Source organism: Protaetiibacter larvae (assembly GCF_008365275.1).
GTDB classification, from domain to species: domain Bacteria; phylum Actinomycetota; class Actinomycetes; order Actinomycetales; family Microbacteriaceae; genus Homoserinibacter; species Homoserinibacter larvae.
Window position 1 is genome coordinate 951,785 of sequence record NZ_CP043504.1, and the last position, 22,544, is coordinate 974,328.

22 protein-coding genes, 1 tRNA gene and 1 riboswitch are annotated in these 22,544 nt (G+C 72.1%); of the genes, 19 read left to right on the top strand and 4 right to left on the bottom strand.

The genetic code is table 11. From position 1 onward, the window contains the following. Positions 1-16 precede the first annotated feature (16 nt). The 6 genes from FLP23_RS04440 to FLP23_RS04465 all read left to right on the top strand — a co-directional run bounded on the left by FLP23_RS04440 (position 17) and on the right by FLP23_RS04465 (position 6,395). Positions 17-1,315 (top strand): extracellular solute-binding protein, encoded by a 1,299-nt coding sequence (locus tag FLP23_RS04440; protein WP_149324750.1) that lies wholly within the window; start codon positions 17-19, stop codon positions 1,313-1,315. A 167-nt stretch (positions 1,316-1,482) separates the two neighbouring features. Beyond that, complete coding sequence (locus tag FLP23_RS04445) at positions 1,483-2,406, top strand: carbohydrate ABC transporter permease (RefSeq protein WP_149324751.1); 924 nt, start codon at positions 1,483-1,485, stop codon at positions 2,404-2,406. Next, positions 2,403-3,242 carry a carbohydrate ABC transporter permease gene (locus tag FLP23_RS04450; protein WP_246140058.1) on the top strand — a complete coding sequence of 280 codons (840 nt, stop codon included), beginning with the start codon at positions 2,403-2,405 and terminating at the stop codon, positions 3,240-3,242. The genes FLP23_RS04445 and FLP23_RS04450 overlap by 4 nt, the downstream gene beginning before the upstream one ends. Continuing rightward, the gene (locus tag FLP23_RS04455) at positions 3,239-4,681 is read left to right on the top strand and encodes a glycoside hydrolase family 3 N-terminal domain-containing protein (protein WP_149324752.1); all 1,443 of its coding nucleotides are present in this window, start codon (positions 3,239-3,241) and stop codon (positions 4,679-4,681) included. The genes FLP23_RS04450 and FLP23_RS04455 overlap by 4 nt, the downstream gene beginning before the upstream one ends. Further along, on the top strand, positions 4,678-5,604 hold the full coding sequence (locus FLP23_RS04460) for an ROK family protein (protein ID WP_149324753.1): 927 nt from the start codon (positions 4,678-4,680) through the stop codon (positions 5,602-5,604). Before FLP23_RS04455 ends, FLP23_RS04460 begins: the two co-directional genes overlap by 4 nt. Next, positions 5,604-6,395: a glucosamine-6-phosphate deaminase gene (locus FLP23_RS04465; RefSeq protein WP_149324754.1), complete on the top strand. Its 792-nt coding sequence runs from the start codon at positions 5,604-5,606 to the stop codon at positions 6,393-6,395. The genes FLP23_RS04460 and FLP23_RS04465 overlap by 1 nt, the downstream gene beginning before the upstream one ends. A 269-nt stretch (positions 6,396-6,664) precedes the next feature. Here FLP23_RS04465 and nagA read toward each other — a convergent pair whose 3' ends face one another. Beyond that, positions 6,665-7,798, bottom strand: a complete 1,134-nt coding sequence (nagA, locus tag FLP23_RS04470) for an N-acetylglucosamine-6-phosphate deacetylase (RefSeq protein ID WP_149324755.1) — start codon at positions 7,796-7,798, stop codon at positions 6,665-6,667. Positions 7,799-7,872: 74 nt separating this feature from the next. Here nagA and FLP23_RS04475 point away from each other — a divergent pair, with 74 nt between their 5' ends. Both FLP23_RS04475 and FLP23_RS04480 read left to right on the top strand, forming a co-directional pair. Beyond that, positions 7,873-9,696 (top strand): AAA family ATPase, encoded by a 1,824-nt coding sequence (locus tag FLP23_RS04475; RefSeq protein ID WP_149324756.1) that lies wholly within the window; start codon positions 7,873-7,875, stop codon positions 9,694-9,696. Positions 9,697-9,803: 107 nt separating this feature from the next. Beyond that, a complete protein-coding gene (locus FLP23_RS04480) occupies positions 9,804-11,393 on the top strand; it encodes a S1C family serine protease (RefSeq protein WP_149324757.1) in 1,590 nt (529 codons plus the stop codon). A 36-nt stretch (positions 11,394-11,429) separates the two neighbouring features. On the opposite strand, the gene purU is transcribed toward FLP23_RS04480, so the two are convergent. After that, on the bottom strand, positions 11,430-12,281 hold the full coding sequence (purU, locus tag FLP23_RS04485) for a formyltetrahydrofolate deformylase (RefSeq protein WP_149324758.1): 852 nt from the start codon (positions 12,279-12,281) through the stop codon (positions 11,430-11,432). Positions 12,282-12,326: 45 nt separating this feature from the next. On the opposite strand from purU, the gene FLP23_RS04490 reads away from it, so the two are divergent. The 8 genes from FLP23_RS04490 to FLP23_RS04525 all read left to right on the top strand — a co-directional run bounded on the left by FLP23_RS04490 (position 12,327) and on the right by FLP23_RS04525 (position 19,893). Further along, positions 12,327-13,511 carry an MFS transporter gene (locus tag FLP23_RS04490; protein WP_149324759.1) on the top strand — a complete coding sequence of 395 codons (1,185 nt, stop codon included), beginning with the start codon at positions 12,327-12,329 and terminating at the stop codon, positions 13,509-13,511. 21 nt (positions 13,512-13,532) lie between these two features. Continuing rightward, a riboswitch (ZMP/ZTP riboswitch) is annotated at positions 13,533-13,616 on the top strand. A gap of 30 nt (positions 13,617-13,646) precedes the next feature. Next, positions 13,647-14,939 (top strand): serine hydroxymethyltransferase, encoded by a 1,293-nt coding sequence (gene glyA, locus FLP23_RS04495; RefSeq protein WP_149324760.1) that lies wholly within the window; start codon positions 13,647-13,649, stop codon positions 14,937-14,939. A gap of 60 nt (positions 14,940-14,999) precedes the next feature. Then, positions 15,000-15,878 carry a bifunctional methylenetetrahydrofolate dehydrogenase/methenyltetrahydrofolate cyclohydrolase gene (locus FLP23_RS04500; protein ID WP_149324761.1) on the top strand — a complete coding sequence of 293 codons (879 nt, stop codon included), beginning with the start codon at positions 15,000-15,002 and terminating at the stop codon, positions 15,876-15,878. A gap of 2 nt (positions 15,879-15,880) precedes the next feature. Continuing rightward, positions 15,881-16,816 (top strand): aldose 1-epimerase family protein, encoded by a 936-nt coding sequence (locus tag FLP23_RS04505; protein WP_149324762.1) that lies wholly within the window; start codon positions 15,881-15,883, stop codon positions 16,814-16,816. Further along, the gene (locus FLP23_RS04510) at positions 16,813-17,736 is read left to right on the top strand and encodes an aldose 1-epimerase family protein (protein WP_149324763.1); all 924 of its coding nucleotides are present in this window, start codon (positions 16,813-16,815) and stop codon (positions 17,734-17,736) included. The genes FLP23_RS04505 and FLP23_RS04510 overlap by 4 nt, the downstream gene beginning before the upstream one ends. Positions 17,737-17,925: 189 nt before the next feature. Beyond that, the gene (locus FLP23_RS04515) at positions 17,926-18,999 is read left to right on the top strand and encodes a VIT1/CCC1 transporter family protein (RefSeq protein ID WP_210413953.1); all 1,074 of its coding nucleotides are present in this window, start codon (positions 17,926-17,928) and stop codon (positions 18,997-18,999) included. Positions 19,000-19,049: 50 nt separating this feature from the next. After that, positions 19,050-19,454 carry a helix-turn-helix transcriptional regulator gene (locus FLP23_RS04520; protein ID WP_149324765.1) on the top strand — a complete coding sequence of 135 codons (405 nt, stop codon included), beginning with the start codon at positions 19,050-19,052 and terminating at the stop codon, positions 19,452-19,454. Positions 19,455-19,491: 37 nt separating this feature from the next. After that, positions 19,492-19,893 carry a VOC family protein gene (locus tag FLP23_RS04525; RefSeq protein WP_149324766.1) on the top strand — a complete coding sequence of 134 codons (402 nt, stop codon included), beginning with the start codon at positions 19,492-19,494 and terminating at the stop codon, positions 19,891-19,893. A gap of 113 nt (positions 19,894-20,006) precedes the next feature. Here the strand turns inward: FLP23_RS04525 and FLP23_RS04530 are convergent, their stop codons facing one another. Beyond that, positions 20,007-20,771: a putative protein N(5)-glutamine methyltransferase gene (locus tag FLP23_RS04530; RefSeq protein WP_149324767.1), complete on the bottom strand. Its 765-nt coding sequence runs from the start codon at positions 20,769-20,771 to the stop codon at positions 20,007-20,009. Positions 20,772-20,808: 37 nt separating this feature from the next. Here FLP23_RS04530 and FLP23_RS04535 point away from each other — a divergent pair, with 37 nt between their 5' ends. Continuing rightward, positions 20,809-21,324: a hypothetical protein gene (locus tag FLP23_RS04535; protein ID WP_149324768.1), complete on the top strand. Its 516-nt coding sequence runs from the start codon at positions 20,809-20,811 to the stop codon at positions 21,322-21,324. Between the two features lie 72 nt (positions 21,325-21,396). After that, positions 21,397-21,714 carry a YegP family protein gene (locus FLP23_RS04540; protein WP_149324769.1) on the top strand — a complete coding sequence of 106 codons (318 nt, stop codon included), beginning with the start codon at positions 21,397-21,399 and terminating at the stop codon, positions 21,712-21,714. 29 nt (positions 21,715-21,743) lie between these two features. Here the strand turns inward: FLP23_RS04540 and FLP23_RS04545 are convergent. Then, positions 21,744-21,816: transfer RNA gene (locus FLP23_RS04545), tRNA-Lys, on the bottom strand. Positions 21,817-21,872: 56 nt separating this feature from the next. On the opposite strand from FLP23_RS04545, the gene FLP23_RS04550 reads away from it, so the two are divergent. Beyond that, positions 21,873-22,502, top strand: a complete 630-nt coding sequence (locus FLP23_RS04550; protein WP_149324770.1) for a DNA-directed RNA polymerase subunit beta — start codon at positions 21,873-21,875, stop codon at positions 22,500-22,502. Positions 22,503-22,544: the final 42 nt, after the last annotated feature.

Genomic DNA, 22,544 nt, shown 5'->3' on the forward strand with positions numbered 1-22,544 from the left:
GAAGAAGGAAGCACGAATGAAGCGAAAGTTCGGAGCAGTCGCGGCTGCGACCGCTGCGCTCGTCGTCCTCGCCGGATGCTCGACCACGCCTGAGGCGCCGAGCACGGAGGACGCCAAGGGTCAGGACATCACGTTCTGGGTGATGGGAGGTGACACCCCGGAGGCTCTGCGGGACTACCTGAAGACTGAGTACAACAAGGCGACCGGGGGCACCCTCACTATCGAGGAGCAGGGCTGGGGCGACGCTCTCGCGAAGCTCACCACGGCACTGCCTGACGCCGACAATACTCCCGACGTGACGGAGATCGGGAACACCTGGTCGCCGACCTTCACCACGGTGGGCGCCTTCAGCGACATCACCGACCTCGTCCCGGAGCTCGGCGGCGACAAGCTGCTGCAGTCCTTCGTCGACGTCGGCAAGGTCGACGGCAAGAACTTCGCGCTGCCCTACTACTTCGGTTCGCGCTACGTGTTCTACCGCAAGGACCTGTACTCGGCCGCCGGCGTGGAGGTTCCGACCACCCTGCCGCAGCTCACCGAGGTCGCCCAGACCCTGCACTCCGACGCCCTCTCGGGCTTCTACATCGGCGGCCAGGACTGGCGCAACGGCATCTCCTGGATCTTCGCCAACGGCGGAGAGCTCGCGAAGGAGGACGGCGGCACGTGGTCCTCCAGCCTCTCCGACCCCAACACCATCAAGGGTCTCGAGGCGCTGCAGGAGCTCTTCACCACGGCGTCGAACGCCCCGGTGACCGAGGCCGACAGCACCCCGTGGGTCAACATCAACACCCAGCCGGGTGCCGCTGCCCCCGAGTCCGCCACGATCATCGCTCCCGGATGGGCGCACTGGTCGATCGGTGACCTCACCCCGGACCCCAAGGACGACACCAAGACGGTCGCCACCTGGAACGACGACGTGTTCGGCACCTACGTGCTGCCCGGCGTCGACGGCGGTGTCGCCCCGGTGTTCGCCGGCGGCTCCAACCTCGCGATCTCGGCGGCCTCGAAGAACCAGGCCGGCGCCCGCGCGCTGCTGAAGATCATCTTCAGCGAGGGCTACCAGACCCTGCTCGGCCAGAACGGCCTCGGGCCGGCCAACTCGGACTTCGTCTCCTCGCTCGGTGACGACCAGTTCGCGAAGGCCCTCATCGATTCCGCCCTCGGTTCGAAGCTCACCCCCGCGGCGCCCGGCTGGGCCGCGGTCGAGGGCTCGGGTCTGCTCGAGGAGTTCTTCGGCAAGGTGAACGGCGGTGGCGACATCAAGGCGCTCGCGGCCGAGTACGACGCCAAGATCGACGAGCTCATCAACGGTTGATCCCCTCTCCACGCCGGTCGGGCAGCGCACGCTGCCGCTGCCCGACCGGCACCCCCGGCATCGACGCCGGGAGGGTCTCCCGCAGCGCCTCACAGACTTCCCGCCGCGATCGCGGCACGTGCACTCGCACCTCGTCCCTGACAGCCTTTCCGAAAGGAGGATCCCGCATGTCCGCGAACAGCCCGGCAACCCGCATCGAGCCCCGACGTTCGGGCGTCCCCTACGTCCTGATCATCCCCGCGGTGGTCGCCCTGCTCGCCGGGCTCGCCTACCCGCTCGTCTGGCAGTTCATCACGGCGTTCCAGGACTACGGACTCGCCCAGCAGTTCGGCAAGCCGCCGGAGTGGGTCGGCTTCGCCAACTTCGCCAACCTGGTGCTCGACGGCGAGTTCTGGGCGGTGCTCGGTCGCTCGCTGCTGTTCTGCGTCGTCACCGCCTTCGCGACCGTCGTGATCGGCGTGCTCATGGCCGTGCTCATGAACGCGGTGGGCAAGGTGGCCCGCCTCATCCTGCAGATCGCGATGCTGCTGGCCTGGGCCACCCCGGTCGCCGCCGCGACCACCGTGTTCATCTGGCTCTTCGACCGCCGGCGCGGCGTCGTCAACTACCTGCTCGACCTGCTCCCCGGTGTCGACATGAACCGCTACGACTGGCTCGGCCACCCGCTCACCTTCTTCCTCGTGGCGAGCATCCTGATCGTCTGGATGTCGGTGCCGTTCGTCTCCTTCGCGGTCTACGCGGGGCTCACCCAGGTGTCGGACGAGGTCATGGAGGCCGCGCAGATCGACGGCGCGAACGCCTGGCAGCGGTTCTGGCGGATCGTCACCCCCATCATCCGGCCGGTGCTCTCGATCGTGCTGCTGCTGCAGCTCATCTGGGATCTGCGGGTGTTCGCCCAGATCACCCTCCTCAAGGACGCCGGCTCCAAGTCGGGCGACTTCGACCTGCTCGGCACCTACATCTACAAGCTCGGCGCGAGCGCCAACGACTTCGGGGTGGCGAGCGCCGTCTCGATCGTCGTGCTCATCATCACGCTCGCCATCAGCTGGGCGTACGTCCGCGACCTGATCAAGGAGGATGAGGCACAGTGACCCTCAAGCTCGGACGCGTCGTCCTCACGGTCGTCGCCATCGTCCTCGCCGTCGTGTGGGCCTTCCCGGTCTACTGGATGGTCAACTCGGCGTTCATCTCGACCGCCGTGCTGCAGCAGTTCACCCCGCACTTCTTCCCCGGCGAGTACTTCACCCCCTCGAACTTCGCCGGCGCGATCGCCGACGGCTCGTTCTGGGGGGCGCTCGGGATGAGCATCTCGATCACCCTCATCGTGGTCGCGTTCTGCCTCGTGTTCGCCTTCCTCGGCGCCGTCGCGATCAGCCGCTTCAAGTTCCGGGGTCGCAAAACCTTCGTGCTCGCGCTCCTGCTGATCCAGATGCTGCCGGCCGAGGGCCTGTTCATCGCGCAGTACAAGATGATGTCGTCGCTGGGGCTGCTCAACTCGATCATCGGCGTCTCGGTCATCTACATCGCGGCCGTCATCCCGTTCACGGTGTGGATGCTGCGCGGCTTCGTCGCGGGTGTGCCCGCCGAGCTCGAGGAGGCCGCCATGGTGGACGGCCTGAGCCGCTTCCAGGCGTTCATGCGCATCACCTTCCCGCTGCTCGCCCCCGGCCTCGTCGCCTCCGGCGTGTACGCGTTCCTGCAGGCATGGAACGAGTTCACGGTCGCGGTGGTGCTGCTGCCGGCCGAGGCGGCGCAGACGCTGCCGCTGTGGCTGCGCGGCTTCGTGCAGGCCTCCGCGACGCGCGAGACCGACTGGGGCCAGGTGATGGCCGCCTCGACCATCGTCGCCATCCCGGTGATCATCTTCTTCCTCATCGTGCAGGGCCGCATGACGAGCGGCCTCGTCGGAGGCGCGGTCAAGGGATGAGCATCACGACAGGCTCGACGACGCAAGGGGGGGCGGTGCTGCTCCCCGGGTTCGTCGGAACCGAGCTGCCCCCCTGGCTCGAGGCGCGCCTGCGCCGCGGGCTCGCCGGAGTCTGCCTGTTCGCGGCCAACATCGTCTCGCCGGACCAGCTGCGCGCCCTCACGGCGGCGATCCGCGCGGCCAACCCGCACGCGCTCATCGCGATCGACGAGGAGGGCGGCGACGTCTCGCGGCTGTACGCCGCGACCGGTTCGCCGTTCCCGGGCAACGCCGTGCTGGGACGTCTCGACGACGCCTCGCTGACCGCGTCGGTCGGCGCCGCGGTCGCCCGCGAGCTGCGGGCGGCAGGCGTGAACCTCAACTTCGCGCCCGACGTCGACATCAACTCCAACCCCGACAACCCGGTCATCGGGGTGCGCAGCTTCGGCACCGACCCCGCGCTCGTGGCCCGCCATGCGGCGGCCTGGATCGCGGCGCACGAGGCGGAGGGCGTCGCGGTGAGCGCGAAGCACTTCCCCGGCCACGGCGACACCGCCCAGGACTCGCACCATGCGCTCCCGGTGGTCGACCTGCCGCTCGACACCCTGCGCGCGCGCGAGCTCGTGCCCTTCGTGGCCGCGGTCGCGGCGGGGGCGCGCACCATCATGTCGAGCCACATCCTGCTGCCGCAGCTCGACGCCACGGGTCCGGCCACCTTCTCGGCGCGGATCCTCGGCGAACTGCTGCGCGGTCCCGCCGACGAGGGCGGGCTCGGCTTCACCGGGGTGATCGTCTCGGACGCCCTCGACATGGCGGGCGCCTCCGGCGAGATCGGCATCCCCGCCGCGGCCGTGCGCGCGCTCGCGGCCGGTTGCGACCTGCTGTGCATCGGCACCCGCAACACCGACGAGCAGCTCGTCGCGATCGAGGCGGCGATCGGCGCCGCGCTCGCCGACGGCACCCTCGCGACCGAGCGACTCGCCGACGCGGAGGCGCGGGTGGGGGCGCTCGCCGCATCCCTGCCCGGCGACGCCATCGACCAGCCGCCCGCCTTCGCGGTCGACCCCGCCCGCGTCGCGCAGGCCTTCGACATCGCCGACGGCGTGCTGCCGCTGCCCGCCGGCATCCGCATCCTCAGCCTCGAGACGACCGCGAACATGGCGGTCGGGCCCGACGTGCCGTGGGGGCTCGCGAGCGTCGGCGTCGAGCCGCAGCGCCTGCACGAGGGGGATGCGCTCCCCGCATCGGACGCGCCCTACCTCATCGTCGGCAAAGACAACCACCGTCGCGCCTGGACGCGCGACCTCATCGACCGCGCACGGGCCGCACAGCCCGGGAGCGTCGTCATCGACATGGGCTGGCCCGCCCCCGACCGCCGCTACGCCGACATCGCCACCTTCGGTGCGTCGCGCAGCGTCTCGGATGCGGTGCGCAGCCTCCTGGAAGGAACCGAGCAGTGAGAGTCGGCATCGACATCGGCGGCACCAAGACGGATGCGGTCGCGATCGGCGAGGACGGGCGCATCGCGCACACGCTCCGGCTGCCGACCGGATTCGGCGCGGACGTCGTGCTGCGCACCGCGGTCTCCGCGGTGCACGAGCTGTCGCGCGCCTCGGACACGCCGGTCGCCGAGATCACCTCGATCGGCATCGGCATCCCCGGCGCGGTCGACCCGGCGACGGGGCGCGTCTCGCACGCCGTCAACCTGGGGCTCGAGGATCTCGAGCTCGGCGCGCAGCTGCACGAGAGCCTCGGGCGCGAGGTGCGGGTCGAGAACGACGTCAACGCCGCAGCCTTGGGCGCGTTCCACCTGCTCGACCGCAGCCCCGCCCAGTCGATGGCGTACCTCAACCTCGGCACGGGACTCGCGGCAGGACTCGTCGTGGGCGGCCGCCTGTGGCGCGGCGTGCGCGGCGTGGCGGGCGAGATCGGGCACATCCCGGTCGACCCGGTCGGCCCCGTCTGCGCCTGCGGTCAGCGCGGCTGCCTCGAGCTGTACGCCTCCGGCTCGGCGGTGGCACGCCAGTGGCCGAGCACCGATCTGCTGCCGGTGCGCGCGCTGTTCACGGCGGCGGCCTCCGGCGACCCCGCGGCGGTCGCCGTTCGCGGGCGCCTCCTCGAGGGGGTCGCGGAGGCCGTGCGCATCCTCGTGCTCGCGGTGGACGTGGACGACGTCGTCATCGGCGGCGGCATCAGCCGGCTGGGCGACGAACTGCTCGACGGCGTGCGCGCCGTGATCGCCGGGTGGGAGACGCACTCGCCGTTCGTCACCTCGCTCGCCCTGGGGGAGCGCTTGCAGCTGCTCCCCGCCGACTTCCCGGCCGCGGCCGTCGGAGCGGCGTTCGTGGGCGACCCCGAGGCGAGCTCGGTCGGGGTGGTCTGATGGCCGAAGTCGTCATCCTGCCCGGCTCGCCGGATGAGGCGAAGCGCGCAGCGGGGAAACTCGCAGCCGACCTCATCGAGCGCGTCGTGCGCGCGAAGCCCGATGCGGTGCTGGGACTCGCCACGGGGTCCACGCCGCTGCCCGTCTGGCACTCGCTCGCCACCCGGCCGCTCGACTGGTCGCGGGTGCGCGGCTTCGCGCTCGACGAGTACATCGGCCTGCCCGACGGCCACCCCGAAAGCTACCGCGCGGTCATCACGCGCGAAGTCGTCGACACCCTCGGCCTCACGCCGTCTCTCGTCCACGTGCCTGGGGACGACGGCGGCGAGATCCAGACCGCGGGCGACCGCTACGAGGCCGCGATCGCTGCGGCCGGGGGTGTCGATATCCAGGTGCTCGGCATCGGGCGCACGGGGCACATCGGGTTCAACGAGCCGGGCTCCTCGTTCGCCTCGCGGACCCGGGTGAAGACCCTCACGGAGGCGACCCGCCGCGACAACGCGCGCTTCTTCGACTCGATCCTCGAGGTGCCGCGGCACTGCCTCACCCAGGGGCTCGGCACGATCCTCGACGCGCGGCGGCTCGTGCTGCTCGCCTTCGGCGAGGCGAAGGCGGATGCCGTGGCGGGCGCGGTCGAGGGCCCGGTGTCGGCGTCGCTGCCCGCGTCGGCGATCCAGCTGCACCCCGAGGTGACGGTCATCCTCGACGAGGCGGCCGCGTCGAAGCTGCGCTTCGCCGACTACTACCGCTACGCCTGGGCCAATCGACCCGACTGGGCGCGCTGGAGCTAGGAGCGAAGGCCATTTCTGGCCTTCGCCGCGACGCCAGCGCCGGGCGCCGTCTCGGCGCCCGGTTTGGCGCTGGAGCTAGGAGCGAAGGCCATTTCTGGCCTTCGCCGCGAGGCCATCTCTTTCGCGGGGCGGGCGGATGGCTTGCGGGACGCATGCCCTCGCGTGCCGGCGCTACGCGTCGGCGCGCTCCCGCCCGACCCGGTGCCAGCGTCCCGCAAGCCATCCGCCCGCCCCGCTGATCGAGTGCCGCCGAAGGCGGTGTATCGAGATCAGCCGATCCGCCCACCAGCGGCCCACACCGCGGCGACGCCGCCGTCGGCGTCGAGCACTACGGCGTCGGCCGCGTAGCCGGGCTCCAGCAGTCCCAGTCGATCGCCGTAGCCGAGCGCCCGCGCGGGGACCGCGGTGACGGCGCCCACGGCGTCCGGCCAGTCCAGCCCCACCACCTCGACCGCGCGCCGCAGCGCCGCATCGAGCGTGAGGGTCGAGCCGGCGATCGTCTGGGTGCCCGAGAGCACGGCGAGGCCGTCGCGCACGGTCACGTTGAGCGAGCCGAGGCGGTAGTGGCCGTCGGCGCTGCCCGCGGCGGCCATCGCATCGGTGATGAGCGCCACCCGTCCCGGTGCCTCGTCGAGCGCGAGGGCTGCGACGCGTTCGTCCACGTGGTGCCCGTCGAGCACGAGCTCGAGCGTCACCCGCGGGTCGGAGAGCGCCGCCACGACGGGCCCGGGGGCGCGGTGATGGATGCCGTTCATGGCATTGAAGGCGTGCGTGAGGAGGGTGGCGCCGCGGTCGAACGCGCGTGCCGCGGTCTCGAAGTCGGCTTCCGTGTGCCCCACCGCCACCCGCACGCCGGCCGCGACGAAGGCGTCGATCGCGGCGGCGGCTCCGGGCAGCTCGGGGGCGAGGGTCACCTGCCGCAACGTGCCGGCGGCCGCGCCGATGAGCTCGTCGACCGCGATCGGGTCGGGTTCACGCAGGTATTCGGCGTGGTGGGCGCCGCGCTTGCCGGGGGCGAGGAACGGTCCCTCCAGGTGCGAGCCGAGCACGAGCGGGTCGGACGCCGCGAGGGCCGCGATCTCGACCAGATTCTGCCGCAGCGAGGCGAGCGGGTTCGCGACGAGCGAGATCACCGACCGGGTGGTGCCGTGGGCGCGATGCACGGCGAGGGCCGCATGCAGCTCCTCGCCGCCGTCGTCGAAGGCGTGCCCGCCGCCGCCGTGCCCGTGGATGTCGACGAAGCCCGGCACGAGCCGCGCGCCCGCGAGATCCACCGTCTCGTCGGCATCCGGCAGCTCGCCGGCCCCCACCGCCGCGATCCGATCCCCGTCGAACAGCACCCACCCGTCAGGGGTCTCGGCGCGTTCGTCGGTGAGCAGAGCGGAGTGCAGCAGAACCGTCACACCTGAAGCGTAGGGCGCACCTCGACGGGCGCCCTCTTGACGGGCCGAGAGCCCCGCCGCTAGCGTGCGCGTTCGTGACGACCAGGACGCTTCGCGACACCGTGGCCGCCGCCGATGCCGAGCGTTTCGCCGGACGGGATGCCGAGTTCGCGACCGTGCGCGAGCTTCTCGATCCCGCCGGCGAGCGCCGCGTGCTCTATGTGCACGGCGCGGGCGGCATCGGCAAGTCGGCGCTGCTCCGGGCGACGGCGCGCGCCGCGGAGGCGGACGGCTACCAGGTGGCCGCCCATGACGCCCGCACCCTCCCGGGTGAGCTCGCGCCGCTCGTCGAGCGCGTGCTGGAGGGCGGCACGGCGCGCCGCTGCATCGTGATCGACGAGGTGGATGCCCTGGGCGCCGCCCTGCGTCCCCTCCGCGACGCCCTGCTCGACTCCCTCGGCGACGACTCGCGCATCGTCTTCGCGGGCCGCGCCGCCCCCGATCCGTCCTGGCACGATCACGGCCTGCCCGCGGTGGTCGTCGAGCTGCTGCTGCATCCGCTCGCCGACGAGCACGCGACCGCGCTGCTGGCCGCGAGCGGCGTGACCGACGACGAGCGCCAGGAGGAGATCGTCGCGTGGGCGCAGGGGTCCCCGCTCGCGCTCACCGTCGCGGCGGCGGCGCCCGCGGGCACCCCGGGCTCGCTCGAGTCGGAGCTGGAGGGCCGGCTGACGGCGTGGCTGGCCGGCCAGTCGATGCTCGACGCCGACCCCGCCGTGCTCGAGGTGGCCGCGCTCACGCGCGTCGTCGATGCGCGGCTCATCGCGGCGGCGCTGCCCGGCCGCTCGACCCGGGACGCCATGCGGGCGCTCGCGGCGCTCCCCGTGGTCGAACGGCTCGGCCCCGGACTGACCATGCATCCGGTGCTCGCCTCCGCGATGCGCGCACGGCTGCGCGCGACGGCCCCCGGACGCTACCGCGAGCTCGTCCACCGCGTCGCCCTCCACCTCGGCGGTCGGGCGCGCCTCGGCGACATCGACGCGCTCATCGAGCTCTCGCAGTTCATCGAGGGGGAGGAGTACCGCCGCTCGTTCTCGAACCGGCCGAGCGCCACGCACTACGCCGACGCGGCAGCGCCGGGCGAGTTCCCCGCCTTCGGGCGGGCGAACGGCTACGACGAGGACCCGGGCTGGGATGAGCTGCTCGCCTGGGATGCCTCGCCCGACCTCGACTTCGTCATGCGTCGCTGGGACGGCACCGCCCTGCTCTACAACCGCTTCACGAAGGTGTCGCGTCTTCCGAGGCTCGGCCCGATCACGGAGGCGCTCGCGGAGTCGGCCCGTCTCGCCGGAGTCGACCCGGAGCGCTCCTTCGCGGGCGTGTCGCTGTTCGCCGACGCCTCGCTCCGCGACCGTGCGGAGGCCTCGCGCCTCTCGACGGGGGCGTTCATGTACCGCGTCGACATGCCCGACGTGGAGGCCATCCTCATCCATTTCCCCCGGGGCGAGCGCGAGCCGGGCCTCAACGCCGCGGTGAGCCGTGCGGCGAGCGGCCCCGGGGTCCCTGCAGTGACGATCACCGACTTCCGGCCGGTCGGCGCGGTGGGCTTCGTGGAGGCGCTCGTGCTGCGCGAACAGGGCTACCCGTCGCGGACGGGGGCGCCGCGCGACCTGCTCGCCTCCGACCAGGATCTCGAACGCGAGGCCCGCCTGCGCGAGGTGCTCGACCGCGTGTTCGACCAGAGCGGGGAGGATCGCCGGCTCCGGCAGGCGATCGAGCTGGCGCATTTCGGCCCGCGCCGCAGGGAGTCGGAGCTGCTCGCCGCGATGCACGTCAGCCGCCCCACCTGGTATCGCCTGCTGCGCCGTGCACGGGAGCGGGTGCTCGGCGCCGCGGGGGAGCTGCCGCCCGTCGGGTGAGACGGCCACATTGATACTGCCGTGAGACCTCGCGACTGCATAGTTTCGAGCCGCGCGGCCCCTCCTCGCGGACGCGTTCCCGACCACCACCCGAGAAGAGGCGTCTCGTGTCCGCATCCCCCACCTCCCGTCGGCGTTCCTACGCCGGCATCGCCGTCGCCGCATTCCTGGCGACGGCACTCACCGCGTGCTTCCCCGGCGGCGGCGACAGCAAGAGCGGAGGCGGGGTCAGCTACGACGGCGAGGACTCCGCGGCCGTCCAGTCGGCGACCATCCAGTTCTCGGGGCAGGGCACCTTCGTGGAGCCCGACACGATCGACCCGGCCGAATACCGCTGGTCCGGATCGGGCTTCTTCATCACCTCCGACGGCATCGCCGTCACCAACAACCACGTCGTCACGGGCGCCGGATCGCTGAGCGTCACGATCGGCGGCGAAGGCGACAGCTACCCGGTGCGCGTGCTCAGCACCTCGGAGTGCCTCGACATCGCCGTCGTGCAGGTCGACGTCGACAAGCCCGTCCCCTACTTCGACTGGGCCGAGGGCAAGATCTCGACCGGCTCCGACGTCTACGCGCTCGGGTACCCGCTCGGCGACCCGACCTTCTCGATGACGAAGGGCGCGGTCGTCAAGAGCGACTACGCCTTCGACACCTTCGACAATGTGGTGGCGCACGGCATCCAGTCGGATGCCGCGATCCGCGGCGGCAACTCGGGTGGTCCGCTCATCAACGAGAAGGGCAAGGTCGTCGGGGTCAACTTCTACGGCAACGACAACCTCGCCACCTCGAACTACGCGATCGGCCGCGACGACGTGCTGCCGGTGCTCGACGACCTCAAGGCCGGCAAATCGGTGCTGAGCCTCGGCCTCAACCTCTCCGCCCTCACCACCGACGACCCCTACGGCCTGAGCGGCATCTGGGTGCAGTCCGTCGCCGAAGGAAGCGCGGCCGACAAGGCCGGCATCGAGCCGGGCGATGTGCTGCAGAAGCTCGGCGGCGTGACGCTCGCCGGCGCGAGCAGCCTCTCGCAGTTCGAGAACACCACCGAAGGCACCATGAAGAACTACTGCCAGGTGCTGCAGACCAAGGGCGTCGACGCGCCCATGGGCGCCGTGGTGTACCGTCCCGCCACCGACGAACTGCTCGAGGGCGAGATCAACGGCTCCGACCCCATCGAGGTCACCGCGTCGGGCGTGCTCGGCGGCGGCGGCGACGGCGGCAACGTGAGCAGCGGCTACACCGACATCGTGAGCGACGACTACCGCATCGCGGTGACGGTCCCCGCCGAGTGGAACCAGGTCGCCACCACCCCCGGCGCGGGTGAGACGCTGCTGCAGGCGAGCTCCGATCTGGGCAGCTTCGGGTCGCTCGCGGCGCCGGGTGTCGAGCTCCACTCCACCGACTACCAGGCCCTCGGGGCACCCGCCGACGTCATCGCCACGCTCGACCTGGGGCTCACCAACCTCGGCTGCACGCCCTCGAGCGGCCAGATCGACCAGGACTACGCCGACGGGCAGTACAGCGGGCTCTTCTCGGTGTACACCTCGTGCCCGACCGGCGCGGACGCCGTGGTGGTGGTGGTCGACGCCGACAACGGCGACGCCTCCGGCTATCTGCTCATCCTCGGCACCTTCGGCGACTACGCCTCGAGCGACCCGGGCGTCCTCAAAGTGCTCAACACCTTCACGCTCTCCTGAGACCGGGCGGCGTCGGGCCGAAGGGTCCGGCGCCGCTCAGCGGAAGATGATGGTGCGGGCGCCGTCGAGCAGCACGCGGTCCTCCGAGAACCACTTGACCGCCTGCGTGAGGGTGCGGCTCTCCTCGTCCTGACCGATCGCCACGAGCTCGGGCACGGTGCGGGTGTGGTCGACGCGCACGATGTTCTGCTCGATGATCGGCCCCTCGTCGAGGTCGCTCGTGACGAAGTGCGCGGTCGCCCCGATGATCTTCACGCCGCGCGCGTGCGCCTGCTTGTAGGGGTTCGCGCCCTTGAAGCCCGGCAGGAACGAGTGGTGGATGTTGATGATGCGTCCCGCGAGCGCCTCGCACAGCGCGGGCGACAGGATCTGCATGTACCGCGCGAGCACGACGAGCTCGATGTCGTGCTCCTCCACCACCTCGAGCACGCGCTCCTCGAAGGCGAGCTTCTGCCCCGCACTCGTCACGGGGTGCGACTCGAAGGGAACGCCGTAGAACGCCGCGAGCTCACCGAGGTCCGGGTGGTTCGAGAGCACGAGCGGGATGTCGACCCCCAGCTGCCCGGCACGCTGACGGAACAGCAGGTCGTTGAGGCAGTGCCCCGCGGTCGAGACGAGCACGAGCGTGCGCAGGGGGCGCCCCACCACATCCAGCGTCCACGTCATCCCGTAGCGCTCGGTGACCGGCGCGAGCGCCGCCTCGAACTGCTCGCGGCTCACCGCCGACTCGACCTGCAGGCGCATGAAGAAGGTGCCGGTGTCGTCGCTCGAGAACTGCTGCGACTCGGTGATGTTGCCGGCCGCCTCGACGATGGCCCCGGAGACGGCGTGCACGATCCCGGGCTTGTCCTCGCAGACCAGGGTGATGGTCCAGTGGGTCGCGCTCATGGGACACCAGCGTAGGGCGTCGCGGGCCGGGGTTAGGCTCGACGGGTGAGTTCCGGCGGCTTCCCCTTCTTCCGGCTGCTGGTGATCGCGGGGGCGATCTTCGCCTCCGTCTCGAGCGAGTTCCTGCCCACCGGTCTGCTGCCCGAGATGGCCGCCGAGCTGAAGGTGTCCGAGTCGCAGATCGGCCTGCTCGTCACGGTGTTCGCCGCCACCGTCGTGCTCTCCACGGCTCCGCTCACGGTGCTCACCCGGCGGTACTCGCGCAAGTGGCTCATGGTCGTGCTGCTCGGCGTCTTCGCCGTCACGAACGTGCTGTGCGCGATCGCACCGAGCTACGAGTTCCTGCTCGGCGCGCGGATCCTCGGCGGGCTCGCGCACGGCCTGTTCTGGGCTGTCACGGGGCCGTACGCGGCCCTCCTGGTGCCCAAGCATCAGCTGGCCCGTGCGATCTCCGTCACGAACGCGGGCGGCACGGCGGCGTTCATCCTGGGTGTCCCGCTCGGCAGCGCCCTCGGCCACGCCCTCGACTGGCGGCTCGCCTTCGCGGTGATGGCGGGCGTCGTGGTGCTCTTCATGCTGCTCGTGGTGCTGTTCCTGCCGCCCGTCTCGCACCTCGTGACGCTCGCGACCGGCGAGATCGCGCTGCCCGTCCGCAAAGACCGCAGCGTGCCGGCGGTCGTGATCGTCTGCATCACCGTGATCCTCGTGATCACCGGGCACAACGTCTTCTACACCTACATCGCGCCGTGGTCGATCCAGGTGGGCGGGGTGCCGGAGTCGGGGGTTCCGGGGCTGCTGTTCGCGTACGGCGCGGCGGGGGCCATCGGCCTCATCCTCGGGGGCGCGTTCGGGGACCGCTTCCCGCGCGGCTCGGTGAACCTCGCATTCGCGGGGGTCGCCGTGAGCATCCTGCTGCTCTGCCTCTTCGGCACCTCCGTGGTGCCCGTCGTGGTGGGCCTCGTGCTGTGGAGCATCTTCTTCGGCGGCGTCCCGGCGCTCATGCACTCGCGCGTGCTGCACTCCGCGTCGGAACGCATCCGCGATCTCGCGGCCGCATCGCTCACGACCGCCTTCAACATCGCGATCGGCGGCGGGGCGCTCCTCGGCGGTGCGCTGCTCGACGGATTCGGGATCGCGGTGCTGCCGTGGGCGGCGGCCGGCCTGATCGTGCTGGCGCTCGTCGTGGCGGTCTCGACCGACCGCGTGCGGATCGCCGCCCACCCCTCCTGAGCGCCTGGTTTTCCCCTATGCTGGACGCGTCGCGACTGGCGTTCGGATGGGTCACCATCGGGGAGCGACTGAGACGGAAAGCGGCCGTACGCCTGGGCCGCGACGGTATCCGCTTGTCCCCACAAGGAGCGCCCAGTGACTGCTGAATCCACCTTCCTCTCCCCCCTCGCCGAGGTCGACCCCGAGGTCGCCGCCGCACTCGAGTCCGAGCTGGGCCGCCAGCGGTCCACGCTCGAGATGATCGCCTCCGAGAACTTCGTGCCGCGGGCCGTGCTCGAGGCCCAGGGCTCCGTGCTCACCAACAAGTACGCGGAGGGCTACCCGGGCCGCCGCTACTACGGCGGTTGCGAGTTCGTGGACGTCGTGGAGACCCTCGCGATCGAGCGCGCCAAGTCGCTGTTCGGCGCCGCCTACGCCAACGTGCAGCCGCATTCGGGCGCCTCCGCCAACGCGGCGGTGCTCGCGGCGATCGCCCAGCCGGGCGACCGCATCCTGGGTCTCGAGCTCGCCCACGGCGGCCACCTCACCCACGGCATGAAGCTCAACTTCTCGGGCAAGCTCTACGAGGCGCACTCCTACAAGGTCGACCCCGAGACCTTCCGGGTCGACCTCGACGAGGTGCGCCGGGTGGCCCTCGAGGTGCAGCCGCAGGTGATCATCGCCGGCTGGTCGGCCTACCCGCGCCAGCTCGACTTCGCGGCCTTCCGCGCGATCGCCGACGAGGTGGGCGCGAAGCTCTGGGTCGACATGGCGCACTTCGCGGGCCTCGTGGCCGCGGGCCTGCACCCCTCGCCCGTGCCGCACGCGCACGTGACGAGCTCGACCGTGCACAAGACGATCGGCGGCCCGCGCTCGGGCTTCATCCTCACGAACGACGAGGACATCGCCAAGAAGATCAACTCGAACGTCTTCCCCGGCCAGCAGGGCGGCCCGCTCATGCACGTGATCGCGGCGAAGGCGACCGCCTTCAAGCTCGCGGCGTCCGACGAGTTCCGCGATCGTCAGGAGCGCACCATCCGGGGTGCGCAGCTGCTCGCGGAGCGCCTCGTCGCGGACGACGCCCGCGCGGCCGGCGTGGATGTGCTGACGGGCGGCACCGACGTGCACCTCGTGCTCGTCGATCTGCGCAACTCGGAGTTCACCGGCAAGGACGCCGAGGACCGCCTGCACGAGGTGGGCATCACCGTCAACAAGAACGCCGTGCCGAACGACCCGCGCCCGCCGATGGTGACCTCGGGTGTGCGCATCGGCACCCCGGCGCTCGCCACCCGCGGCTTCGGCGACGCCGAGTTCACCGAGGTGGCCGACGTGATCGCGCTCGCCCTGCAGCCCGGCGCCGACATCCCGGCCCTCCGCGCCCGCGTGGCCCGCCTCGCCGACGCCCACCCCCTCTACTCCGGCCTCACCTCCCCCACCTCCTGGAGCTAGCGAGATGTCACCTGTTGCAGACTTCCGGGCCGAAAACTGCAAGAACGGACATCTCGCGGGATGAGCGCGATTGCACTGGATGGGATCGCGACCGCGTCGGCGATCAAGGGGGAGCTGCGGGAGCGGGTCGCGGCGCTCGCGGCGCGCGGAGTCGTGCCGGGGCTCGGCACGCTCCTCGTCGGTGCCGATCCCGGATCGGTGAGCTACGTGGGCGGCAAGCACCGCGACTCGGCCGAGGTCGGCATCCGCTCGATCCGTGAGGAACTCCCCGCGGATGCGAGCGAGGCCGAGGTGCGCGCCGCGATCGCCCGCCTCAACGCCGACCCCGAGGTGACCGGCTACATCGTCCAGCTGCCGCTGCCGAAAGGCATCGACGAGAACGCGATGCTCGAACTCATCGACCCCGCGAAGGACGCGGACGGCCTGCACCCCACCAACCTCGGCCGCCTCGTGCTCGGTGTCGACGGCGAGCTCGACTCCCCGCTGCCGTGCACGCCCGCGGGCGTCGTCGAGCTGCTGCGTCGCCACGACGTCCCGATCGCCGGGAGGCACGTCACGATCATCGGCCGCGGTCTCACCGTCGGCCGCCCGCTCGGGCTCGTCTTCACCCGCAAAGGCGTCGATGCGACCGTCACCCTCACCCACTCCCGCACGCAGGACCTCGCGGCCGAAGTGCGGCGTGCGGACATCGTGGTGGCGGCGATCGGCGTGCCCCACTTCGTGAAACCGGAGTGGATCAAGCCCGGCGCCGCCGTGCTGGACGTCGGTGTGACGCGCGTCGGCACCACCGAGTCGGGGAAGGCGCGCCTGCACGGCGACGTCGACCCGGCGGTCGCCGAGGTCGCCGGCTGGCTGTCGCCCAACCCGGGCGGCGTGGGTCCCATGACGCGCGCGATGCTCATCGCCAACGTCGTGCAGGCCGCCGAACGTCAGAACTGACCATGCCGTACCCCATCGGCGAGCTCATCGGGCTGCGCACCGAGCGCTCGATCGCCCGGATCGGCACACTCGCCGCCGTGCTGCTCGGGCTCGCGGTGGGCGGGCGCGAGCTCGTCGAGAGCACCCCTCCCACGCGGCTGCCCTCGCACGGGCACGGCATCGTGCTCGCCCCCTGGCCCAACCGGGTGCGCGATGCGCGCTGGAAGCTGGATGGCGAAGTCCGGCAACTCGACGTGAGCGACCCGAGTCGCGGCAACGCCATCCACGGGCTGCTGCGCAACACGGCCTACCGGGTGCGGGAGCGCACGGATGCCGCGGTGCTGCTCGGCGCGCGCATCCATCCGCAGCACGGCTGGCCGTTCCTGCTCGACACCTGGGTGCGATACGCGCTCGCCGATGACGGCCTCACGGTGACGCACGGCGCCCGCAACCTGGGCGCAGCGCCCGCACCGTGGGCGGTCGGTGCGCACCCGTACCTGCGGGCGGGGGCCGCGGCGATCGAGCAGACCACGCTCGAGGTGCGCGGCGCCGACCGCTACCTCGTGCTCGACGAGCTGCTGCTGCCGGTCGGTGAGAGCGACGTCGAGCCCGGCGGTCCGCGAGACCTCACCACCCCCCGCGCCATCGGCGAGCTCGACCTCAACGTCGCCTACGCGGGCATCGCGACCGGCCCGACCGGCAGCGCCATCCTGACGGCCCCCGACGGCCGACGCACCGTGCTGTGGCAGGACGAGCCGTTCCGCTGGCTGCAGGTCTTCACGCCGCGCGACTTCCCGCACCTGAGCGCGGATGGATCCGAGACCCCCTCCCTCGCCGTCGCCCTCGAACCGATGTCGGCCGCCCCCGACGCGCTCAACTCGGGCGCGGGGCTCGCCTGGCTGGAACCGGGTGAGAGCTGGGAGGCGTCCTGGGGCGTGCGAGACGAGGAGACAGCATGAGCACCACCGTGACCGGCGTCGGAGAGCGGTTCACCCTGCGCGCGGGCGACGCGACCGCCGAGATCGGCACGGTCGCCGCCGTGCTGTGCGCGCTGCGGGTGGGCGGGGTCGACCTCACCGAGCCGCTTCCGGTCGAGACCGCGCCGCCGCCGTTCTGCTCCGGCATCGCCCTCGCGCCCTGGCCCAACCGGGTGCGCGCCGCCCGCTGGGTGCTCGACGGCGAGGTGCAGCAGCTCGACATCACCGAGCCCGCCCGCGGCGGCGCTCTGCACGGGCTGCTCGAGTTCACCGAGTACGAGGTGCGGGAGCGAAGCGAGGACACGCTCACGCTCGGCGCGATCATCCATCCGCAGCACGGCTGGCCGTTCCTGCTCGACACCTGGGTGCGGTTCCAGCTGCTGCCGGACGGGATCGTGGTGACCCACGGCGTCCGCAACCTCTCCGACCGCCGTGCCCCCTTCGCCCTCGGCACCCACCCGTACCCCCGCATCGGCGCCTTCGATGTGGCCGAGCTCGTGCTCACGGTGCCCGCCGCGGAGTACCTCGAGGTGGACGGTCGGATGGATCCCGTCGCCTGGCACCCGGTGGACGGCGGCACCGATCTGCGGGCCGGCCGGCGGGTGGGCGAGCTCGCGCTCGACACGGCGTTCCGCGGGCTCGGCCCGGTGGATCGCGTCGCCGCCACGCTCACGGCCCCGGACGGCAGCCGCCTCGAGGTGCTGCAGGACGACGACTGGCGCTACCTGCAGGTGTTCACGACGCCGCTGTTCCCGAAGGCGGACGGCCTCGGCACGGCGGTCGCGATCGAGCCGATGACGGCGCCGCCGGACGCCCTCAACTCGGGCGAGGGGCTGCGCTGGCTCGAGCCCGGCGAAGCCGACGACGGCAGCTGGGGCCTGCGCTACACGCCCGCGCCGTAGCCGCACCCCCGTCCCCATCCCCGTCCCCGCATTCGCCTCTGCCTCACCAGAAATGCAGGAGTTTTCGCGCGCCCGGCCGCGAGCTGTTGGGCCAACAGGGGGTAGCCGCACGGTTCTCCTGCATTTCTGGGGTGGCGGCGGAGGGGATTCGGCTGCCCGCAAGCGCGGCGGGCCCGGCAGGATGGAGCGGTGAGTCCGGATGCCGCCCCCCGCCCTGCCCAACTGCGACGGTGGCGTCGCTACCTCGCAGCCGAGCGCGCCGAGGCCGCGGTGTACCGCGATCTCGCACGGCGGCGCGAGGGACGCGAGCGCGAGATCCTCATGGCGCTCGCCGAGGCGGAGTCGCGGCACGAGGCGCACTGGCTCCAGCTGCTGGGGCCGTCGGCCGAGCCCGCGCCGCGACCGGATCTGCGCACCCGGTTCTTCGGCTTCCTCGCGAAGCGTCTCGGGTTCCTCTTCGTGCTCGTGCTCGCACAGCGCGCTGAAGCCCGTTCGCCCTACGACGACGACGCGGACGCCACCGCGCAGATGGCCGCCGACGAACGCATCCACGGCGAGGTGCTGCGCGGGCTCGCGGCGCGGGGGCGCACCCAGCTCTCCGGCAGCTTCCGGGCGGCGGTGTTCGGCGCCAACGACGGCCTCGTCTCGAATCTGGCCCTCGTGCTCGGCATCGGGGCGACCGGGGTGAGCCCGCGCGTCGTGCTGTTCACGGGCATCGCGGGACTGCTCGCGGGCGCACTCTCCATGGGGGCGGGCGAGTACGTGTCGGTGCGGTCGCAGCGTGAACTGCTCGCGGCATCCCGACCGGACCCGGAGTCCCAGACCGCGCTTCCCCACCTCGACGTCGACGAGAACGAGTTGGCGCTCGTATATCGCGCTCGCGGCATGGACCAGACCGAGGCGGAGGCGCACGCGCGCGAGGTGCTCGCGACCCACCACCTCGACGCGGACGCGCCCCCCGAGGAGTTCGATCCGGACGAGGCGGTCGGTTCGCCGTGGCGCGCCGCGATCTCGAGCTTCCTGTTCTTCGCCTCGGGTGCCCTCATCGCGGTGCTGCCGTACCTCTTCGGGTTGAATGGACTGCCGGCGGTCGCTCTGGCGGCGGGGCTGGTCGGGATCGCGCTGCTCGCGACGGGCGCGGTGGTCGGCATCCTCTCGGGGGCATCGCCGCTCCGGCGGGCGCTCAGACAGCTCGGGATCGGCTTCGGCGCGGCCGCGGCGACCTACCTGCTGGGCCTGGTCTTCGGCGCCTCGGTCGGCTGAGCCGGCGACCGGTGGTCGCGGGATCCCCGCTGCGCGTGCACACTGGACTCATGGACCGCGCCGACCTCGTGCTGCTGCGTCGCGCCCGCGACCGCATGGATCGCGAGTACGCGCAGCCGCTCGACGTGGCCGCGCTCGCCCGCACGGCGCTCATGTCGGCGGGTCACTTCTCGCGCAGCTTCCGCGCCGCGTACGGGGAGACCCCCTACGGCTACCTCATGACCCGCCGCATCGAGCGCGCGAAGGCGCTGCTGCGCCGCGGCGACCTGAGCGTCACCGAGGTCTGCCTCGCGGTCGGCTGCACCTCGCTGGGCTCGTTCAGCGCGCGCTTCACCGAGCTCGTCGGCGTCAGCCCGAGCGCGTACCGGGCGGCCGCGCATCCGGACGCCGCGGAGGCGGCGCTCGACGGCATCCCGTGCGTGTCGAAGGCGGTCACGCGCCCGGTCAGGATCTGAGAAGCGGCCGAGGCGGCATCCGTCGTACCGTGACGGCATGACGATCTCACTGCAGCACAGCTACATCGCTTTCGACGACGCCGAGGCGGCGCTCACCTTCTACCGCGACGTGCTCGGGTTCTCGGTGCTCCGCGACGTCGACCTGGGTGGCGGTCAGCGCTGGATCACCGTGGCACCGGCCGGTTCGGATGTCTCGATCGTGCTCACCCCGGTGGGCGCGGGGGAGTCGGATGCCGACCGCGAGCTGCTCGCCGACCTGCTCGCGAAGGGGGTGCTGCCGGGTGCGGTGCTCGCCACCGACGACCTCGACGGCGACTTCGAGCGGATCGCGGCGTCGGGCGCCGACATCCAGCAGGAGCCCATGGACCAGCCGTGGGGTGTGCGGGATGCCGCGTTCCGCGACCCGGCCGGCAACCAGCTGCGGCTCACCGCGCGCTGATGTGCGTGCTGTGGCTGCCCGACGGGCGCTGGACCCCGGTGCCGCGTCGGGTCGCGCCCTCCGCTGATCGAATGCCGCCCGAAGGGCGGTGTATCGAGATCCCCGATCCCCAGCTACCCGAGCACCCCCACGACCGCCGTCGCGTCCCGCTCCTCGTCGCGCACGACGCGCACCACGAGCCCCGCAGCCTCCAGCAGTGACGCCGTCCGCGCGCTCATCCGCTCGCCCGTCTCGATGATCGCCCGCCCGCCGGGTGCGAGCCACTGCCCGCACCCGGCGGCGATCCGCGCCTGAATCGCGTGCCCGTCGGCCCCGCCGTCGAGCGCCACCCGGTGCTCGAAGTCACGTGCCTCGGACGGCATGAAGGCGATCTCGTCGCTCGGCACGTAGGGCGCGTTCGCCACGATGAGGTCGACCCGCCCGCGCAGCGCTGCCGGCAGCGCGTCGTACAGGTCGCCCTCGAGCACGCGCCCGGGCGGCAGGTTGCGCCGGGCGACCGCGACGGCATCCGGGTCGATGTCGGATGCCCACACCTCCGCGTCGGGTCGACGCGCCCGGATCGCGGCCGCCACCGCGCCCACCCCGCAGCACAGCTCCACGACGACGGCGCCCGCAGGCAGCCCCTCGACGCCCAGCTCGACGAGCAGCTCGGTGCGCACCCGCGGCACGAACACTCCGGGCGCCACCGCCACCCGCAGCCCGTCGAACGCCGCCCAGCCGAGCAGCGTCTCGAGCGGCTCACCCGCGACCCGTCGCACGACGAGCGCCTCGAGCGCAGCCCCGGATGCCGCCTCCCGCAGCAGGGCGGCCTCGTCCTCCGCGAACACACAGCCGGCGGCGCGCAACCGCTCCACCAGCGGATCGGCGGTCTCGGTCATCGCGCCCCACGGTACCGCTTCGCGCTACCGTCTTCTCGTGCTGGAACTCATCATCCGCATCGCCGCCGCGCTCGGCGCCTGGCTTCTGTTGACCGCGGCCATCTACCAGGCGTCGCTCGAGCTGCGCGACGAGCAGCTCGACCGCGCCCGTCTCTCGGAGGCGGTGGATGCCGTGCCGTCCGTGCGGCCCCTGTCGCCGTGGTGGTGGCTGCTGCCGCCCGTCGCCTACCTGCTGCGGCGGAGCCGGGTGAAGAGGCAGCGCGAGGCCATCATGAAAGTGCTCGACGCCGACCAGCTGCGGCAGTTCGTGGAGTTCACCGACAAGGCCCAGGGCTGGCTGCTGGTCGCCGCGGGAGCGGTGCTCATCGCGATCAAGGAGACCTGGGAACTGTCCGAGCTGCTGGAGTGGCCGCTCTGGTTGCTGATCCTCGTGACCCTGGTGGCCGTGCTCGTGGCCCTCGGCCACACGGTGGCTCGCACGATCGGCTCGTACCGGGTGCTGCATCCCGACGCTCCTCGGCCGTCCCGCGGGGCACGCCCCGCCCGGCCGTAGACACGCGCCCCCGAGCCCGAGGATACTGAGCCTCATCCGGGCCACCCGGGTCCGAGACGGGAGCACAACGGCGTGCAATTCGAGGTGAAGGCCGACAAGGGCGGCCACTACTCATGGTGGTTGATCGCGAGCAACGGCCAGACCGTCGCGTGGGCGGGTGAGTCGTTCGCCTCCAAGTCGAACGCGAACCGCGCCGCCGAGGCGTTCAAGGTGGGGGCGACGGCAGCCGAGTACGAGCTCTACGAGAACAAGGGCGGCCACTGGAGTTGGCGGGCCCACCGCGGGGGCCACATCGTGGCGGTTCCCGGGGAGTCCTTCGCCTCCAAGTCGAACGCGCAGCGTGCCGCCGACAACGTGCGCGACAAGGCGGGCGAGGCGACCGGGCCGTAGCGGCCGGGTGCTCGCGTGGTGGTGCGCGGTGGGCCCGGTGGGGCTCGAACCCACGACCCGCGGATTAAAAGTCCGATGCTCTACCGACTGAGCTACAGGCCCGATGTGTCCAGGGTAGTCGTCGGCGCGGGGCTCGGTTGCCGGGGGAGAATGGGGCGATGGCCGACGACTTCCACAAGCCCGCGCTCTTCGGGGGGCGCGAGTTCGAGGCGTTCCCGGGGGCACGGGATCCGGCCGCCGTCATGCGGATCGCCCACGACACGGCGCGCTCCCTGCTCGCGCGCGTGCGCGACAGCGACGATCCCGAGGTGGTGGATCGGGTCGTCCGCTTCACCGACGAGCACGGGCTCGACGCGGTCGCCGAGCTGTGGGCGGCATCCGGTCCCCGCACGCTGCCGGGGGCGCTCTGGCGCATCTACCTGCTGCGGGTGATGATCCGCCAGGACCCGGCTGGCGTGGCGCTGCTGTTCCAGCGCGGCACCGAGGTGCTGGCGACGATCGATCCGGTGATCGCCGGCGCCCCGAGCCCCGCCGGGCCGAGCGAGGTGCTCGAACTGGCGGACCGCATCCTGCACGGGGTGTTCGACGGGGACTTCCCGCACGCGCTCGAGCGCGCGGCGGCGTTCTGCCGGGTAGAGGCGGCGGGCGCCACGAGCATCGCCGACGATCAGGAGGCGGCGAGCCCTGAGCGCGCCACCGAGCTCACGACGCGCGCATCCCGCCTCGCGCTGATGGCCGACGAGCTCGCCGCCTGTGCCCGGCTCGCCCACGACGACGCGCTCGAATAGCGTCACGGAAGCGGGCTCGAACGCCTCGGGAGGCCGCCAGCG

Coding starts and splice junctions, on each gene's coding strand:
- FLP23_RS04440 (WP_149324750.1), top strand. CDS start 17: ATGAAGCGAAAGTTCGGAGCAGTCGCGGCTGCGACCGCTGCGCTCGTC.
- FLP23_RS04445 (WP_149324751.1), top strand. CDS start 1,483: ATGTCCGCGAACAGCCCGGCAACCCGCATCGAGCCCCGACGTTCGGGC.
- FLP23_RS04455 (WP_149324752.1), top strand. CDS start 3,239: ATGAGCATCACGACAGGCTCGACGACGCAAGGGGGGGCGGTGCTGCTC.
- FLP23_RS04465 (WP_149324754.1), top strand. CDS start 5,604: ATGGCCGAAGTCGTCATCCTGCCCGGCTCGCCGGATGAGGCGAAGCGC.
- purU (WP_149324758.1), bottom strand. CDS start 12,281: ATGAGCGCGACCCACTGGACCATCACCCTGGTCTGCGAGGACAAGCCC.
- FLP23_RS04500 (WP_149324761.1), top strand. CDS start 15,000: ATGAGCGCGATTGCACTGGATGGGATCGCGACCGCGTCGGCGATCAAG.
- FLP23_RS04505 (WP_149324762.1), top strand. CDS start 15,881: ATGCCGTACCCCATCGGCGAGCTCATCGGGCTGCGCACCGAGCGCTCG.
- FLP23_RS04510 (WP_149324763.1), top strand. CDS start 16,813: ATGAGCACCACCGTGACCGGCGTCGGAGAGCGGTTCACCCTGCGCGCG.
- FLP23_RS04520 (WP_149324765.1), top strand. CDS start 19,050: ATGGACCGCGCCGACCTCGTGCTGCTGCGTCGCGCCCGCGACCGCATG.
- FLP23_RS04525 (WP_149324766.1), top strand. CDS start 19,492: ATGACGATCTCACTGCAGCACAGCTACATCGCTTTCGACGACGCCGAG.
- FLP23_RS04530 (WP_149324767.1), bottom strand. CDS start 20,771: ATGACCGAGACCGCCGATCCGCTGGTGGAGCGGTTGCGCGCCGCCGGC.
- FLP23_RS04550 (WP_149324770.1), top strand. CDS start 21,873: ATGGCCGACGACTTCCACAAGCCCGCGCTCTTCGGGGGGCGCGAGTTC.